We start from the raw sequence: 16,227 nt of genomic DNA, 5'->3' as shown, positions 1-16,227 counted from the left end.
GGGTCGACCTGGCGATGATATTAGGTTAGAGGGCCTTGAAGTTCTCGGACCACTGGGTGTAGGCGGACACCATCTGGGGGGACACCGAGGGCCTGCGCGACCGCATGACTTCCTTGAAGTCCGACACGGTGATCGGCCTGGTCGTGGTCTCCTTGTCCAGGGCCTTGCCGCTCTGGAAAAGCTCCCTAACGACTCTGAGCTGGACTCCCTGGCAGATGTCTTTGATGTCGCTTCCCGAGTAACCCTCGCTGAGTTTCATCAGGGTCTCGAGGACCACGTCCTCGGAGAGAGTGAGGGGCGCGGTGTAGTTCCTGAACTGTGAGGTCCGGGCTTCGGCGTCCGGGAGCGGAACGAATATCCTCTTGGCGAACCTGCGCAGGAATGGCGGGTCGAGGGTCCAGGGCTTGTTGGTCGCCCCGATCACGTACAGGTGGAGGTTCTTTCCCTTGTCGTTGATGCCGTCTGTCTCCCTCAGGAATTGGTCCCTGACCCTGACCTCCCCGCCGACCTCCTGGCCCCGGGTCCCCAGCAGGGAGTCGATCTCGTCGACGAAGATGATGACCGGCTTGTTGTCCGAGAGCATCTTCCGGGCGTTGTTGAAGAGCTTCGCCACGTTCTTCTCCCCTTCGCCGAGCCACTTGCTCATGATCGATGCTGCATCGACCGAGATGAAGTACCCGTCAATTTCCGCAGCGGTGGCTGCGGCGATCATGGTCTTCCCGCATCCGGGAGGTCCGTAGAGGAGGATTCCCCGGGGCCACCCGAGCTTGAACAGGTCCGGCCTGAGGAAGGGGAAGACGATCGATTCGCGTATGGCTGCCTTGCAGTCTTCAAGCCCCACCACGTCGTCCCACTTGACGTCAGGCTTCTCTGTGATCACGAGTTCGCTGAAGGTGGCTTTGAGCTGCTGGACCACCTGTGGCCCCTTGCCGTTGGTCAGGGCCGCGTCCCCTCCCCCCTTGCTCCTGTCGGGGAGGTCGAAGGTCGCCCCCTGCTCCTGAGGGAGCAGGCCGTGGGCCGCCTGTATCGCCCTGACCCGCTCCTGATATGCCATCGCGCGTTCGGTGTACTGCTTGTTCAGCCGGTAGTCGGGGTAAAGATGGACCAGTTTGACGAGGGTCGAGATTGCCTTCTGATACATCTGGATCGCCATCCCGTGGGCCCCCTGGGAGTCGAGCCTGATCGCCTCGGAGGCGTATTTCTTTGCGTCGTCTTCCAGTTCCTTGGCCGCGACCACGCTCATTTCTCTGGGCCTCCTGTCTGGTTGACCTTGACTTTGCCTTCAGAGAGGAGCTTGAGCATCGCCTGCTCCACGTCGTCGGAGGGCATCTTTAGCACCGTCGAGGCGTCGGTGATGTCCACGTTGCCGTTGTGGATCGCGGCGTACTGCAGGACCTGCTCCTCGACCTCCTGGCCGTCAGGAGTTCGGTAGAGAGTCCCGAGAAGCGCCGCCTCCTCGTCCTGCTCCTCGCCGGTGGCCAACAGGGGGACCTTCCTTTCGAGTTCCTCAGCCTGCCTCTGAATCTGCCGCGGGGAAACGACCAGCGTGCGCTTCATCTCCTCGGCCCTCTCTTCTGCGAGCTTTCTTGCCTGTTCGATAAGCTCTTCGCCGCTCTCGGTCTGTATGTTCAGGGAAATCGAGGGAGAGACGTTGCCCATCTCCGCCATGGTCTCGGTGAGGGCAGTGTTAATCTCGTCCGATGCCTGGTCGAGGGACGGGACGAGGCCCTGGACTGTCTTGTTCACCCTTCGGAGGACCTTGAATGCCATGCTCATGTGCGACATCACATCGCCCACGTCTACGATGCTCTCCAGCCTCAGGACGACCTGGGTGAGGGCGAGCTCGCTGGCGTAGACGACCTTGCCCACTTTCCGAAGCTCTGCCCACTCGTTGGCGTACACTGAGGCTTTAGACTTGTCTTTGGCCATCATTGCCTTGATTGTAGTCTCGAAGAGCGATTTCCGCCTCTGCTCAAGCTTCACTCTCAGGTTCTCCAGCTCCCTGCGATGAAGTTCTATCTCCTTGATGGTGGAGGCGATCTTTGGTTTGACGCTATCTTCCCTTTTCAGCCCAAAAAACTTCAGAGGAACGCGAGCGGACAAATACAAGGCTCCAAACTCGCATCTCCATAATCACAGGCTAAGTCAACAACATCAATACCAACAAGTGAATCTTTGTTCTTTGTCGACGAATTTGCTCGAAAGGATTCCAAATCGAGCCCGAATACTGAATCTCCGAGCAGGGCGTCAGGTTTTCTTTTCACAAAACAAAAGAAAAAGAGTGCGGGAACTTTTGGTTCCCGTCTCTAATATGCGCTGGTCTCAGTCCCGGCTTCGGCAGAGGGCAGCGTCGAGGGTATTTCGGGGAACTTGTCCTTCATGCGCTGCTCCGCGACCGCGGATGCCTCGGATAGGATCTTCTCCGCGTCCTCGTTTGCAGCTTCGAAGTTCAGTGAGTACCCACCGACCGTCCCTGCGTCCACCAGGATGCTACTCAGCAAACCAGAGATTTCTCCAATCTCGCTTTCCGCCTCAGGCAGCACGCCCACCAAGCCTTGCTTGACGTTGCGTATGACTGCCATCGCCGGAGTCAAGGTGACTACTATGTCACCGAGTTCTGTGATTGTGTTGAGTCTGAGCACTATCTGCTCCAGAGCGAGCTTTGCCTGTGTGACCATCTTGTTCATCTTTCTGATCTCGGCAAGCTCGTTCGCGAAGACAGACGCGTGCTGTGTGTCGTGTTTCTGTAGAGAGGCTACGACCTTACCGAAGATCGAGTTGTCTCTCTCTCTGAGTTTGTTGGTTGTTGAGTCGAGTTTGGCGACTTGGACTTGGATTTGTCGGACTGCTAGATCGAGCCTCGGCTTCAGAGGACCTGGATTCCTTACGGAGTCCTTGACCTTTGTTCCGAAACTCTGGTTGTTCTGCTTTTCCCACTTTCCTGCGAACGTACTCATCGGTAGCTTCGAATATCATGCGAGCCGAAATTCTCTAAGTGGTGGAAAGTTAAAATTACTTCACCACCGCATTAAGAATTGTTCCTTGCGTTGACAAACCAATCCGATGCTCGAGAACCGGGGGGTCAGGGTCCGCCTATTCGACGGGAAGTAGCCGCCTTGGATGAAGTGGCGGTGGTCTCCGACGTCCATTCGAACCTAGAGGCACTGGAGGAAGTACTATCCGAAGCGGGGGACCTCCCTCTCTACTGCCTCGGGGACATCGTCGGCTACGGGGCGAACCCCAACGAGGTTGTGGAGCTGCTGAGGAGGAAGACGGCGGTTTCGGTCATGGGGAACCACGACTACGCAGCCGTGACCGCCGACACCGGGATGTTCAATGCGAGGGCAGCCATGGCGGCCAACTGGACCACCAGGGAGCTCACGGGGCGCAGCCTGGGATACCTCCGGACTCTTCCACGGCAGGTGACCCTCGAAGTCGGAGGGGTCCGCGCAGTGTTGACCCACGGGAGCCCCGACGATGCGCTGTGGGAGTACGTCCACCCGGTCACCCACTCGCAGCTCTTCGGCTACTACCTGTCGAAGCTCGAGGCAGGGCTCCTCGGCCTGGGGCACACCCACATCCCCTTCGTCTGGAAGGGGAAGGAGGGGACGGTCTTCAACCCGGGGTCGGTGGGGCAGCCGAGGGACGGGGACAGGAGGGCGTCGTTCGCGGTCGTTCGGACGGAAGGAGAGTCGGTGTCGGTGCAGGTCCGCCGGGTCGAGTACGACTACGAAAGGGCAGCTGCGAAAATCAGGGAGAAAGGCCTCCCCGAGCAAAACGCTTCTCGGCTTTCGAAAGGAACCTGATAGGATTAAAATACCGAAGGGGGAGCAAGGGGAGCGTTGAGTGGTTACAAAATTAGCGCCCCGTTCTAAGGAAAAGGACTCACTCAGCTCCGAATACGACTGGAAGAAGATCGAATCCAGAGTCCGCAAGTTCTACGCCGACCCGGACGTCACCAAGAAGATCGCCCGAAGCCTGTCTGGCACGAAACCCGTGGGGTACGTCGACGGGCCCCCGACCCTCAACAACCAGCCTCACGTCGGTCACATACGCGGGAGGATGATGAAGGACCTGTGGTACAGGCACAGGACCCTCCAGGGAGCGAACATAGTATTCAGAGGAGGGTGGGACACCCAGGGCCTCCCGGTGGAGCTCCAGGCCGAGAAGGAGATGGGGCTCTCCGGAAACAAGTGGGAGGACCTCAAAGCGGTCGGGGTCGAGAGGCTGGTCGAAGGGTGCAAGAGTCTCGTTGAGAAGTACAAGAAGGATTGGGTCGAGGCGGACGAGCTCCTCGGGGTCATGATAGACCACGAGAGGGCCTACGTGACCTACCTGGACTCGTACATCGAGAGGGAATGGAAGTACCTCCAGACAGCCTGGAAGGCGGGAATCCTGGGAGAAGGGTTCAAGGTCGTGCCCTACTGCCCCAGCTGCCAGACTGCATTGAGCGCGGGGGAGGTGGCGCTCGGAGGCTACGAAAAGCTGGACGACCCGAGCCTCTACTACAAGGTGAGGATGCCCGACGGGGCGTACCTCGCCCTCTGGACGACCATGCCCTTCACAGTGGTGACCGACGAGCTGGTCGGGGTGAAGCCAGAGTCCGATTACGAGTATGTCCGGGTCGGTGGCGAGACCTGGGTGGTCTGTTCGGAGAGGAAGGAGGCCCTTTCGAAGGAGCTCGACGTCGAGTTCGGGGAGACGGTCAAGAAGGTCAAGGGCAGCGATTTGGAGGGGTTCGAGTACGCCCATCCCCTCTCGGACATGATACCGGGTTTCTCGAAGCCCGAGTACAGCGGGAAGATCCACCGGGTCGTGGCAGAAGAATACGTGGACACGACCACGGGCACGGGCGTCGTCCACATCTCGCCGGCGAACGGCGAGGAGGACTTCGGCGTAGCGACGAGGCGAGGGGTACCCGTCTTCGCTCCGTTCGACGACCGGGTGAACTTCACCGAGGAGGCTGGAAGGTTCGCAGGTATGTTCGCCAGGGATGCGGACGAGAAAGTGATCGAGGCCCTCGGGGAGAAGGGGGCGCTGCTCAAGGCAGGTCGCCTGGTCCACGACTACCCCGTCTGCTGGCGCTCGGGGCACAGGCTCATCTGGCTGGCCCGCCGCGAATACTTCTACTGGGTAGACCGGCTCCGGGATAGGCTGCTGAAGGCTGCGGAGAAGGTCGAATACTTCTTCGAGTCCCCGCGCAACAGGTTCCTCTCCTCGATAGGTGAATCGCCTGCCTGGTGCATCACCAGGGAGAGGATCTGGGGGACCCCGCTTCCTATCTGGGTCTGCCAGGAGTGCGGCAAGAAGGTGGGGGCATTTTCGAGAAAGAAGATAGTCGAGCTCGCTCTGGAACTTCCCGACGGAAAGGACTTCGAGCTCCACAGGCCCTGGGTGGACAGGGTGGTCCTGAGGTGTCCCGAATGCGGGGGAAGGGCGATGCGGGAGCCCTTCGTGCTTGATACCTGGCACAACAGCGGTTCCTCACCTTATGCTTCCTACAGCGACGAGGAATACCGGAGGCTTGTCCCTGTCGAGTTCCTCACCGAGGGGATCGACCAGACCAGGGGCTGGGCCTACACCCTCCTCGTCCTGAACGTCATACTTTCGGGGAAGCCGGTCGCGCCCTACAGGTCGTTCCTCTTCCAGGGCCACGTGCTGGACAAGGAGGGAACCAAGATGAGCAAGAGCCTGGGCAACGTCATCCAGGGGTTGGAACTCCTCCGGAACAACTCGGCTGACGTCTCGAGATTCTATATCACCTGGAAGAGCTCTCCTGAGGATTCGGTCAGCCTGGACCTCAGCGAAATGACTGGGAGGCCCTACCAGGTGCTCAACACCCTCTACCACCTCCACGTCTACCTGTCACAGAACGGCGCTGTCGACGGATACGACAGCCAGAAACACACTGTGGGGTGGGCATCTGCCCGTGGCCACCTCACCCTGGTCGACCGATGGCTCCTCTCGAAGCTCTCGTCGGCGCGGAAGCGAGTCCAAGATGCCTACGATTCGGGAAGGTACAACGAGGCTGCCAAGGTGCTGGAGGGGCTGGTCATCATCCACGTAAGCCAGACCTACGTACGACTGGTCAGGAGCGAGCTATGGAACGACGCACCGAAGGAAAGGGGGAGGCGGCTTGCGATCTACGCCGTCCTCGGGTACGCCCTCAGGTCGCTGGACGAGATGATGCATCCCATAACCCCATTCTGCACGGAGTTCCTGCATCAGGAGCTCTTCGCAGCGAAGGGATGGACTTCGCCCCTCCTTGCCGGGGGGACTTCGAAGGCGGTCGGGGTCAGGGCCGGGGCGGCAGCGGAGGGGACGGTGGAATTCGCCCTTACGATCGAGGAGGCCTGCAACTCCGCCCGGACCAAGGCACGTTTGAAGAGGAGGTGGCCCCTGAAGGACTTGGAGGTGCTGGTGCCGGCTCGCTCGGCGAAGGTCGCCAGGAGCTCCAGGAGGACAGCCGCGTCCCTCTGCAACGTCAAGGCTGTGACCCTCATGACTTCCGCATCGAAGTTCCCGGCCTCGTTCGTCCTGAAGCCTAACCCCTCGAAGTTCGGGGCCCTCTTCAAGGAAAGGACGAGAGAGGTGCTCTCCGCGGCCAAGGCCCTCGAGGGAGACCGTGCGGTCGGCGCCTACTTCTCCGCTAGGCCCGTCAGGGTCACCACGGGCACGGGGGTGTTTGAGGTGCCCGTGTCGGCCTACATCCTGGATGTCTCCCCACGCGAGGGGTACGAGGTCGGCGAGAAAGAGGGGGTGTTCGTGGCTGCCAGCAAAGTCAGGGACAGAGCCATGATGGCCGAAGGGCTCGTAAGGGACGTCGCGAGGAGGCTTCAGGCGCTCAGGAAGGCCAGGGGCTTCAAGCCCACCGCCATGCTTGGGAGAGCTGCGGTCGCTGGGTTGGAGGACGAAGACCTGGAGCTGCTTGCCTCCATTAAGAAGGAGATCGCATTCCTCGTCCGGGTGAAGGAAGTCTCCCTGGGCAAGGAAAAGACTGCGGAGCAGAGGTGGTTTGAGGACGACCTGGACGGAAGGCCCATTTTCCTGGACGTCGGCTAGAGGAACTTCCTCGCCAGCTCCCCCACCCAGGCCAGCCTCTTGGGCAGGAGGGCCTCTATGAAGTCGATGTCGGACTCGTTGAAGCCGCCAAGGTTCTTCATCATCACAAGGTAGAGGACGAGCCCGAAGGCGAAGACACCCAGAGAGGCGGCGACCGTTCCCGCCCGGCTCAGGGGGAGGAGGACGCTGACCCCGGTCATCACGCCGTAGACGAAGACTGCCATGGCGGCCGAGGCTGCAAGGGAGTTGACGTAGGCCCTGACGTCGAGGACGAACCTGCCGCTCCGGTGGACGAAGTACGCCTGTGCGCCAAGCATGACGAAGAGCATCGACGCCCTCCCCAGGGCAATCCCGAGAAGGCCGAGATACGGCACAGTCCCCAGGGCGACCACCAGAAGTGCCGCCAGCCCCAGGACGCTGCTCACCGTGTACTGGAGGGCCCGCCCGTAGGCGAGGAGGCTCGAAGTGTACACCGACCCCATGGCCGTCAGGGCGACAGCGACCGCTACGAGGGCCAGGAGGGGGGAGGCGGAGACGTAGTAATCCCCGAAGATCCTGAGCAGGGCGGGTGATATGGCAGCCAGCCCGAACCCTATCGGCAGAGAAATGTGGCTGACGTATCGAGTGTAGTTGTTCATGGTCTCGCGGACCTTGACGCTGTCCGTTCCGAAGGAGCTCAGGGCCGGCACGAGGACGTTGGTAGCTGCGGCGGGGGCGAAGGCCGCCAGGGCCGCCCCTACCGTGGCCACGTTGTAGAGCGCCAGGTTGGCGAAGCCCTGCTGGAAGAAGGCCAGCAGCTTGTCCGTCTGGGTGACCCCGAGTCCGACCAGGGCGGCGACGAAGACGGATGCCATGTACCCGAAGACCGGCCTCAGGGACCCCACCGTCGCCTTCGTGGATACCACCTGCCTGGACGCTTCGAGGTTCGCGTAGACAGCCACCACCCCGTCCCCCAGGGCGAAGCCGAAGAAGACCCCGGGGAGCCCGAAGTTGCCGAGGAGGAACAGGGCCGCGAGGAAGTACCTCAGCAAGCCGGAGGAGATCATGACCTTCCCAGCGAGCGTGGGCCGGTGCGCTCCGAGAAGCGAGTAGCCCCCAAGCTGTACGAAGGAGAAGGCCACCGCATCCGCCCCCGCCCACAGCACGGAAGCGCCTCCCTGCAGCGCGGTCGCGGTCAGGATCAGGAGAGAAACGAGGCCGCAGACAGAAGCGGAGATCGCGAGGATGCGCCTCGGGGACGCCTCCCCTGGCTCCTCTGTCCCGGCAAGAAAACGCGTCACGGCGGGAGGGGTGGCAGAGGCACCTGCCCCGGTCATCGGGAGCGCCAGGACTGCGAGGGTGGCGGCGGAGACAACGAAGACGTTCAGGAGGGAGAACTGCCCCACCAGGGCAGCGGCCGAGAAGTTCGTCAGGAGCACGAGGAAGAGTGTGTTGAGAAGGAAGGTGAGGATGTTGGCGAGGTAGAGGGCGGCCACTCCCCTGGCTACCTTTGCTGCGCTATCCATTGAGGAAGCGTCCATGCCAAGAAGGTCGGGCTATAAAGTCGGTGCAGCAGCTCTACGGGTAGTCTGACAGGGAGGACTGGTAGGCGGAGAGGGTGCGGGCGGAGAATCCCATCTTTCGGAGGTCTGAGGCGAACTCGGCAGCGAACCCGTGGGTGGTATAGACCAGCTCCGGGGAGACCGCCTCGACCAATCTGATGAGCTCAGGATAGTCGCAGTGGTCGCTCAGGGGGAAGGCGTAGTCCGCCCCCATGGAGAAGCTGTAGCCTCCCCCGACAGCCCAGCCGCTGAAGGCGATGAGAACGGCCCCGTGGCGCTTCTTCAGGTGCGACATCAGCCTGCTCCTCCCGCTGGACATGGGCGATACCATCAGCCAGGGTCCGTCGGGGAGGGAGTCGGAGTCCTTCAGGGGGTCGAAGACCGACCCCTCCTTCAGTGGGACCCCGTAGTCGACGTGCACCTTGTTCATCGCAGCCACCTTCTCGTGGAAGAAGAGCGGCTCCCAGCTGGAGAAGTAGTAGGAGAGGAGCTGGGCCTTGCCTAGGGGATAGCCCATCAGGACCACCGGCTTTCCTCTGTCGTATGCCCCTCCGATAACGCTGTTGACCTCCTTGACGAGCTTCGCGGTCTGAGGGAAGTGGTACTCGGGGCTCCCGTAGGTTGTCTCCATGATGAGGATGCGCGCCCGCCTCGTCTTGCACTTGCCGAGGAAGGCCCTTTCTCTTCCCGAAGCGTCGCCAGTGTAGTAGACTTCGTCGGCTATGCGGATGGCCCTGGAGCCCAGGATGTGCCCAGAGTCCAGGAGCTCCACCCCTTCGACCTCTTCGACAGTCTGGCCCAGGTCGTACCCTCTCGCCTTGGCGAGGTCCCTGGTTGCGTCTGATGCGATTACACGCTCGGTCCTCGAAGGGTTGTGCATGTGGTCGAGGTGGGCGTGCGAGACGAAGGCGTAGTCTGCCCTGACGGCGCCCCGGGGGTCGAGGATGAACCTAGTCCCGTCGGCGTCGACCTGAATGCCGCCGTTGGAAGAGACCTTTGCGCCTCCCAAGTCTTGTCAGCAGATTGCGGGCTGGATTTTTAAGCTGTCGAGACCCTGAACGCTTTCCAATCGCCTGGCTGCACGGCGACGTCGAAGGTCATCGTCGGGAACACCCGAAGGCTCGCGACCTTGACCCAGGAGCTCTTAGTCCGGTCATATTCCTCCAGGGGAGTGCTGAGCCGCTTCGCGAGCTCAGGCGCCCGCGGGGTGAATCTCAGCGCACCTCGGACGGGCAGGGCCGAGGAGCTGCCGACGCAGATTACCTGGCCTGGCCCAAAGAGGGAGACGGCGTGGAGGCCCCTCGCGGGGGGGTCGAGCTGTTCCGCGTTCGAGTATCCAGCCCCTTTTTCCACGGAGACCCGGCTCCCCCCGGCGAACGCGTGGACCTTCCCTCCTCCCCTTCCCGCGAAGACCGTCGTCTTCCCCTCGGTCCAGATCTCTGCGGCGAGGGCCCACTTGAGACTCGACGTCAGCGCGGGGGAGAAGGTCGTCTGGCCGTCTTCGAGCTTCATGCCCAGCTCTCCTTCCGCGAGGCATTCGATGAACCGGGAGGCGGCGACGACGTCGCTGTCCTTGCCGTGGGCCTCCTTCGCCTCGACGTTCACCCAGGTGGGGAAGTCCCCTGGAGAGGAGCCGAGCTTGACCGAATCCTCCATGACGAGCTTGGCGACCCGTTCTATGGCGAGGCTTCCAATCCCCGCCAACCCCACTCTGTAGCAGAGCAGGGCGTGGGCAAGGGCAGCCCTGGTCCAGAACCCTCCGAGCTGTCCCTGGCCGTAGCTAGGGTTGAAGTAGAGTTTGTTTGACTGCGGGACCGTCCTCGGGCCGTAGGGGGTCTCGAAGTCCCTCTCGAGGAGCCTGTGGGCTGCCGCCTGCTCCGCCGACTCCATGAACGGGTGTCGTGCCGCGGCGACGGCCATGTCGATGGTCTCGTCGATCCTCAGTCGCCCAGAGGAGTCGAGGCTGTGGCACAGGAATCCCCTCTCGTCTAGGAGATGCTTCCTCACCCGGTCGACGATCATGTCAGAGCGCTCCCGGAAGCTCCCTGAGTCCCCTGACTTCGACAGCATCCTGGCCACCTTGGCGGCGCTGGAAAGGCCTGCCGCGGTGGCGAGGGAAACCTCTGGGATCTCCCCTGTGGGATATCCCCTCCCGGTGAGTCGACGCCAGCCCTGGGGGAGCGCTGGGTCGGTCAGCACGGTAGCTTCCTTGGAGGCCCCGAGCAGGTAGGACGAGACTTTTCTCAGCTGCGGGTAGAGCGAACGGGCCAGCTTCTTGTCCCCTGACCGGAGCAAGAACGCCGATTCCCCTTCCAGGAAGAGTGCCGATTCCAGCACGCCGGGGGTGGTCTGATTGAGGGAGTGAGGTACGGAGCCGTCCCGTCGCAGCTTCGACTTCGCTGACTGGAGAATCGACTTCGTCCCCTCTGGGTCGACTAGGGCGGCGGCCTTCAGCGCTTCGTACCTGTCGAGGTGGTCGGAGACGAAACCGAGTCCGTCGAGGGCGGAAATGGCCCATCCAGCTGCGTCTGTCACGGCCTGGCTGGAGCAGGCGAAGCCAGGAACCCTGGGTGCCGGCGTCTTCAGACCCGACTGGAGCCGACCGAAGGCAGCCAGGGCCTCCTCGAGTCTCGACTTGTTGTAAAGCGCTGCGAACATGACTTCCTTGGCCTCTGAAGGGGAGAGCTCCAGCTCGTGCAACGACATTATGACCACCTGGCCTGACATCCCGGCGGTGGAATCTGGGAGCTCGCCTGACTGGAGCAGGTCGAGGGCTCTGGTCTTGTCGGCGGTCATGAAGAACTTCCTGGGCTCAGGCACCGAGCCGATGACCCTCGCCGAGGGAGGGTCTGATATCTCGTCCATGGCGATGTGGCTCCCCCGATTGAAGGCGTTTATGCCCAGGGAGCCCCGGGTGTCCGCCTCGACTCCGAGCTGGGCTGCGGTCGGGTCGAGCATCGAAATCAGGCGTATGGTGGCCGGGGCGGTCCCTGAATTCTTCATGCTGACCCGCCTCAGGTAGCCGGCGGAAGTGCCCTGGTAGAAGTCGATGGACTGCGAGACCTCTATGGAATCGAAGACCTTCCCACTGAACTGAACGGACCTGGGAGCGGGCCTGAGCGACCAGTCGGTCCTTCCCGACGGTATCACTATCCCAGACTTGACTTTGTAGATCCATAGGTGGTCCCAGCCGAACAGGGACCTTCCCTCCTCAAGGGAATCGAAGGACCGGACCGAGCTGTCCGGTTCGACAGCTATCCTGAGGCCGTTCGACTTCAGCGAGATGGCCTTCCTGATCGCGGACGACCTTATGCCCTGACCTCTGCCTTGGACCGCCTCTTCGGTGACTCCCAAGCCATCCTGAGGTGTCCTTCATCGCATAATATCGGGAGGATTCACTGAACTTGAGCTACTACGTTCGGAGTGTTAACCACTTTTCGCCCGCTTCCACCGCGTCCCCGAGGGCGTGTCCTCCAGGAGGATCCCATTTGCCAGCAGGGCCTCCCTCAGCCTGTCCGCCTCTGCGAAGTCCTTCCGCTTCTTTGCTTCGTTCCTCTGGTCGAGGAGGTTGGAAAGCTCCGGGGGCAGCTCACCCTCCCCCTCGAACTTCATGACCCCTAGGACCGAGTTGACTCGTTCAAGGGCGGCCAGTATTTCCGACGCTCCACTCCTGCCTAGGCTGGAAGAGTCGATCTTCCCGTTGACGCTCTTGACGAAGGTGAACAGCACGGCCAGCGCCTGAGGCGCGTTCAGGTCGTCGTCCATCGCTCCTTCAAATCTCGAGAGAAGACCAGCGGCCAGGTCCCCCTTCGCCCTGGGCCCTCCTTTGACCCGCTTGAGCCGATCGATGAAATCCTGAAGGCGTTCCCGCTGGGCCCGGGACTGCTTGAGGGCCTTGTCGGTAAGGTCGACCGGGTCCCTGTACCTCGAGGAGAGCAGGAATAGACGGACGGTCAGCGGGTCCCAGCCCTTCTTCATCAGGTCGCGGAGATAGACGACGTTCCCCACCGACTTGTGCATCGCCTCTCCACCAACCGTCAGGAAGGCCGAGTGGAGCCAGTAGTTGACGAACTTCTTCCCGGTCGCGGCCTCCGACTGTGCTATCTCGTTCTCGTGGTGGGGGAACTTGTTGTCAAGCCCGCCGGTGTGGATGTCGAAGGTGTCACCCAGGTACTTCATCGACATGGCCGAGCATTCGATGTGCCAGCCGGGCCGTCCTTTGCCTAGCTCGGTCTCCCAGAATACCTCGCCGTCGTCCGCGTCCCAGGCCTTCCAGAGGGCGAAGTCGGCGGCCTCCATCTTCTCCTCGTAGTGGTCCTGGGCCACCCTTCCTGCCGCCTTCCCTGCGCCAGGCTTTACGCCGGAGAGGGCGCCGTATTCCTTGAACTTGGAGACGTCGAAGTACACGGACCCGTCGGGAGCCCTGTAGGCGTCGCCCTTCGCGAGGAGTCGTAGGACCAGGGCGACCATTTCCTTGATGTGCTCGGTGGCTCTGGGATAGACCTCGGCTTTCTGGATCCCGAGGGCTGACAGGTCCTCCATGAACGCGGTTGTGTAGAATGACGTCAGCGCGCCCAGGGGTTTGCCGGAGAGCTTGATCCCCTTGATGATGTTGTCTTCGACGTCGGTGATGTTCATCACCTGGGTCACCCTGAAGCCCTTGAAGAGCAGGAACCTCCTCAGCAGATCCTCGAAGGCGTAGGTCCTGAAGTTCCCGATGTGGGCGTAGTTCCAGACGGTGGGACCGCAGGTGTACATCCGGACCTCGCCATCCCTGATCGGTCTGAAGGGCTGCACCGTCCGACCCATGCTGTTGTACAATCTGAGCAAATGCTAGCACCTACCCTGTGACAAGATGGAAAATAAAAGGAACGGGAGATGGAATTACTTGAGCTTACCTATCCTGAAGATCTGCTTGCCGCAAGAGGCGCATGTCCCCTTGATTGCCGGCCTGCCGTTCTTCAGTTTGATTTGCTTGGGATTCTTGATCTCCCTGTTCTTCTTCTTTTCGTACACACAGTATCCGGTTACCATTGCTGGTTTCCTCGGCTCCAATTCGCTCGATTTGATATATAAACATGACCTAAACGGCTCGAATTGGGGGTTTTAGGGCCAGGACGCTAGTCCGAGGGCGATTCTGGTATGCGCAGGCTCGAGGTCAAGGTTGGGGAGCCCCCGATGCTTCCAGAATCGCCAGCGATTGAAGGCTTCGACCGTCTGTCATCCCCTCGTTGCACAATCCAGGCAGGGCCCCAAGAGAACCCCCGTCCGACTCGACCTTGCGAGATGTCCGATTCGGTCAGAATGGGTGAGAAAAACGCTTGGACGGTGCCTAGCGGCTTGAATTCAACTTGTTGTCGTCCCGCGTGGGGGCGATTGAATTATAGAGCCAGGGGCGCAGGTCGTGGAGCGGATTTGTTCGAGTCGAGGCGGAGTCTTTACTCGGTAGCCTCCCTCGTCGCTGCCCGGATAATCTACGCGGTCAACTGGGTAAACCTCGGACCGATCTACACTCTGATGGAGCCGGACCTCCACGCAGGGGTCGGCGGCCTCGGGGTCCTGACGGCCGCGTTCTTCATGGGCCTAGGAATCTTCCAAGTGCCGGGGGGAGTGCTGGCCGCCCGCTGGGGGCCCCGGCGAGTGGTCACTCTCGGGATAATGATGTCCTCCTTTGCGGTCCTGGGGACGTCTGCATCCGGGTTTCTTCTCGAGGCGGCGGTCTTCAGGTTCGTGGTAGGCGCAGGCATGGCTTTCGTCTTCGCGCCGGCGGTGGTGCTCGTGGCGAGGTTCATGTCGGGGAGGAGGTCCGGGATGGCGGCAGGACTGTACAATTCGGCCTTCGACATAGGGGGGATCCTCGGGACCTTCGCCTGGATCGTGGTCGCAGGCTACGAAGGGTGGAGGCCGAGCCTCTTCCTTAGCGGCGCCATCGGCATTGGCACCGGTGCTTTGGTCCTGCTAACTGTGCCTGGGGATACACCCCAGGGAGACGGAGGCGTTATCCTTCCGAAACTCGTGGGGGTGCTGAAGGAGAAGAGGCTGATCCTCATAGGGCTGGGGGTCCTCGGAACGGACATTGGGATGAACCTCGTCGCCGGGTTCGTCGTCTACTACTTGGTCAATTCTCTAGGCGTGCAGCCCGCTGTGGCGGGGCTGGTCGGTGGGATGGTCTTCGCAGTCGCAATCTTCTCCACGCTCTGGGGAGGGAGGGTCTACGATAGGCTCCCGAGGCCCAGGCTGCTAATGCTCCTTGGCAATCTGGGAGTGGTGGCGGCGCTCGTCGTCTGCTCGGTGCCGAGCATCCTCGCCGCCTTGGTATGCACCGTAGCGTTGGGGATCGCCGCGAGCATCAGCTTCACCGTGGCCTTCGCCGCCGCCAGAGACATCAACCGGGCGGGCCCGGAGTACGATTCGCTTGCGATAGCCTGGGTCAACTGCATCGGGCTCTTCGGCTCGTTCTGGCCGCCACTGGTCTTCGCCTATCTGGTCGGGGTCTCCGGGTACTCCTATGCCTGGTTGGGGGGCGCGCTCCTCGCGCTCCTCTTCACGGTCCCGCTGCTGGCCTTGAAGGAAGGGGTCGGCGACTAGAGCGGCGTAGCGATGATCTCGTCCCCCTTTTTCACGCTGACTTCCAGCCCCGCCACGCCGATCTCCTTGATCTCCGGGACCGGGATTCCAAGCTCCTCGATCTTCGACCTGTGCCGGGTTATCGCCTTCATCCAGGCGTCGCTCCGGTCCTCGACCTTGGGGACGCCCAGTCCGGACTTGGCGGCAAGGTACTCGAGCTTCTGGTCGTACTCGAAGAAGTCGTTGGGGAGCTTCCAAAAGTCGGTCATGGGCTTGAAGAGCAGTGGGGAGAGGTAGATGAAGCCGTGCTTGAGCTGGCGCGAGACCATCAGCTTCTGCTCATCGGTCATGCGTTCGGCCACCCTCTCGAGCATGGCCAGGGTTCCCGTGAGATGCCTCGATTCGTCCCTGGTTATGTTCCTGAAGGCGGAGGCGTAGACCTTGTTCGACGACCGTTCGCCCACTTCCTTGAAGATGAGCTGGGCGCCGATCTCTGCGAAGAAGAAGCTGGAGAATATGAGCTCGAGAGGGTACTTGCCCCAGGCCTGGTTGAACGCGCTCCAGTACCTCTTGCCGTTGTCATAGAGAGCCATGATGTTGGCGTGGGCCTTGGCCTCGAGGGTGTTCTGGGGCTTGAACCTGTAGGGGAAGTTGGGGCAGACCCGGGCGCAGGCGCGCCTGCAGACCTCGTCGTGTCTGCATTCGTCGAAGGCCACCGCGGAGAGGAACTTCTTCGTCGGGTCCTCGTAGCCGTGGGTGGCTGCCTGGACGGCTGCCATGCCGAAGGCGCCGATTCCAGACTTCTCGAAGAGCGCCAGCTTGGAGAGCCAGTACGCCTGGGCGACTGCCTCGTCGGAGGAGAAGTTCTTGGCGTCGCACTCCTCCCAGGGAAGGTCGACCGGGCTCCAGTTCTGGGGGAACCAGAGTTCGTAGGTCTTGAGGAGCGTCTCCGACACTATGTCCCAGTTTCCGGGGAAGACGTTCGGCTCTTCTTTGTTGTCCAAGGGGGAGAGCTAGGGCGGAGCGCGGCGTCCGTGGGTAAATAAGTTGCGGTAAG

General features: G+C 61.6%; 12 protein-coding genes. 3 read left to right on the top strand and 9 right to left on the bottom strand.

What is annotated here, in order from left to right:
* Window positions 1–25: 25 nt before the first annotated feature.
* From OK438_00165 to OK438_00155, 3 genes are all read right to left on the bottom strand, one after another.
* Window positions 26–1,243 (bottom strand): AAA family ATPase, encoded by a 1,218-nt coding sequence (locus OK438_00165; GenBank protein MDA4123850.1) that lies wholly within the window; start codon window positions 1,241–1,243, stop codon window positions 26–28.
* Window positions 1,240–2,103 carry a hypothetical protein gene (locus tag OK438_00160; protein ID MDA4123849.1) on the bottom strand — a complete coding sequence of 288 codons (864 nt, stop codon included), beginning with the start codon at window positions 2,101–2,103 and terminating at the stop codon, window positions 1,240–1,242. The genes OK438_00165 and OK438_00160 overlap by 4 nt, the downstream gene beginning before the upstream one ends.
* 203 nt (window positions 2,104–2,306) lie before the next feature.
* Window positions 2,307–2,957 carry a Snf7 family protein gene (locus OK438_00155; GenBank protein MDA4123848.1) on the bottom strand — a complete coding sequence of 217 codons (651 nt, stop codon included), beginning with the start codon at window positions 2,955–2,957 and terminating at the stop codon, window positions 2,307–2,309.
* A 168-nt stretch (window positions 2,958–3,125) separates the two neighbouring features.
* Between OK438_00155 and OK438_00150 the strand changes: the two genes are divergently transcribed.
* Together OK438_00150 and OK438_00145 are read left to right on the top strand one after the other, a co-directional pair.
* Window positions 3,126–3,806: a metallophosphatase family protein gene (locus OK438_00150; protein MDA4123847.1), complete on the top strand. Its 681-nt coding sequence runs from the start codon at window positions 3,126–3,128 to the stop codon at window positions 3,804–3,806.
* A 40-nt stretch (window positions 3,807–3,846) separates the two neighbouring features.
* On the top strand, window positions 3,847–7,062 hold the full coding sequence (locus OK438_00145) for a class I tRNA ligase family protein (protein ID MDA4123846.1): 3,216 nt from the start codon (window positions 3,847–3,849) through the stop codon (window positions 7,060–7,062).
* On the opposite strand, the gene OK438_00140 is transcribed toward OK438_00145, so the two are convergent.
* The 5 genes from OK438_00140 to OK438_00120 form a co-directional block, all read right to left on the bottom strand.
* Window positions 7,059–8,567: an oligosaccharide flippase family protein gene (locus OK438_00140; GenBank protein MDA4123845.1), complete on the bottom strand. Its 1,509-nt coding sequence runs from the start codon at window positions 8,565–8,567 to the stop codon at window positions 7,059–7,061. The two genes, OK438_00145 and OK438_00140, sit on opposite strands and share 4 nt — an antisense overlap.
* A 52-nt stretch (window positions 8,568–8,619) precedes the next feature.
* Entirely contained in the window at window positions 8,620–9,612 is a 993-nt protein-coding gene (locus OK438_00135) for an exonuclease (protein MDA4123844.1), read from the bottom strand.
* Window positions 9,613–9,641: 29 nt separating this feature from the next.
* On the bottom strand, window positions 9,642–11,957 hold the full coding sequence (locus OK438_00130) for a hypothetical protein (GenBank protein ID MDA4123843.1): 2,316 nt from the start codon (window positions 11,955–11,957) through the stop codon (window positions 9,642–9,644).
* A gap of 72 nt (window positions 11,958–12,029) precedes the next feature.
* Window positions 12,030–13,433 (bottom strand): cysteine--tRNA ligase, encoded by a 1,404-nt coding sequence (gene cysS / locus OK438_00125; GenBank protein ID MDA4123842.1) that lies wholly within the window; start codon window positions 13,431–13,433, stop codon window positions 12,030–12,032.
* 54 nt (window positions 13,434–13,487) lie between these two features.
* Complete coding sequence (locus OK438_00120; protein ID MDA4123841.1) at window positions 13,488–13,637, bottom strand: DUF5679 domain-containing protein; 150 nt, start codon at window positions 13,635–13,637, stop codon at window positions 13,488–13,490.
* Window positions 13,638–14,018: 381 nt separating this feature from the next.
* Here OK438_00120 and OK438_00115 point away from each other — a divergent pair, with 381 nt between their 5' ends.
* On the top strand, window positions 14,019–15,191 hold the full coding sequence (locus OK438_00115) for an MFS transporter (GenBank protein MDA4123840.1): 1,173 nt from the start codon (window positions 14,019–14,021) through the stop codon (window positions 15,189–15,191).
* Here OK438_00115 and OK438_00110 read toward each other — a convergent pair.
* Entirely contained in the window at window positions 15,188–16,174 is a 987-nt protein-coding gene (locus OK438_00110; protein ID MDA4123839.1) for a hypothetical protein, read from the bottom strand. The two genes, OK438_00115 and OK438_00110, sit on opposite strands and share 4 nt — an antisense overlap.
* Window positions 16,175–16,227 lie beyond the last annotated feature (53 nt).

It is taken from the genome of Nitrososphaerota archaeon (assembly GCA_027887005.1).
Lineage (GTDB): Archaea > Thermoproteota > Nitrososphaeria > Nitrososphaerales > Gagatemarchaeaceae > UBA183.
This window is presented reverse-complemented; position numbering and strand designations above follow the sequence as displayed.

Bases quoted from the DNA above. Each gene is read 5' to 3' on its own strand.
- OK438_00140 (MDA4123845.1), bottom strand. From the start codon at position 8,567: ATGGATAGCGCAGCAAAGGTAGCCAGGGGAGTGGCCGCCCTCTACCTC.
- OK438_00155 (MDA4123848.1), bottom strand. From the start codon at position 2,957: ATGAGTACGTTCGCAGGAAAGTGGGAAAAGCAGAACAACCAGAGTTTC.
- OK438_00165 (MDA4123850.1), bottom strand. From the start codon at position 1,243: ATGAGCGTGGTCGCGGCCAAGGAACTGGAAGACGACGCAAAGAAATAC.
- OK438_00120 (MDA4123841.1), bottom strand. From the start codon at position 13,637: ATGGTAACCGGATACTGTGTGTACGAAAAGAAGAAGAACAGGGAGATC.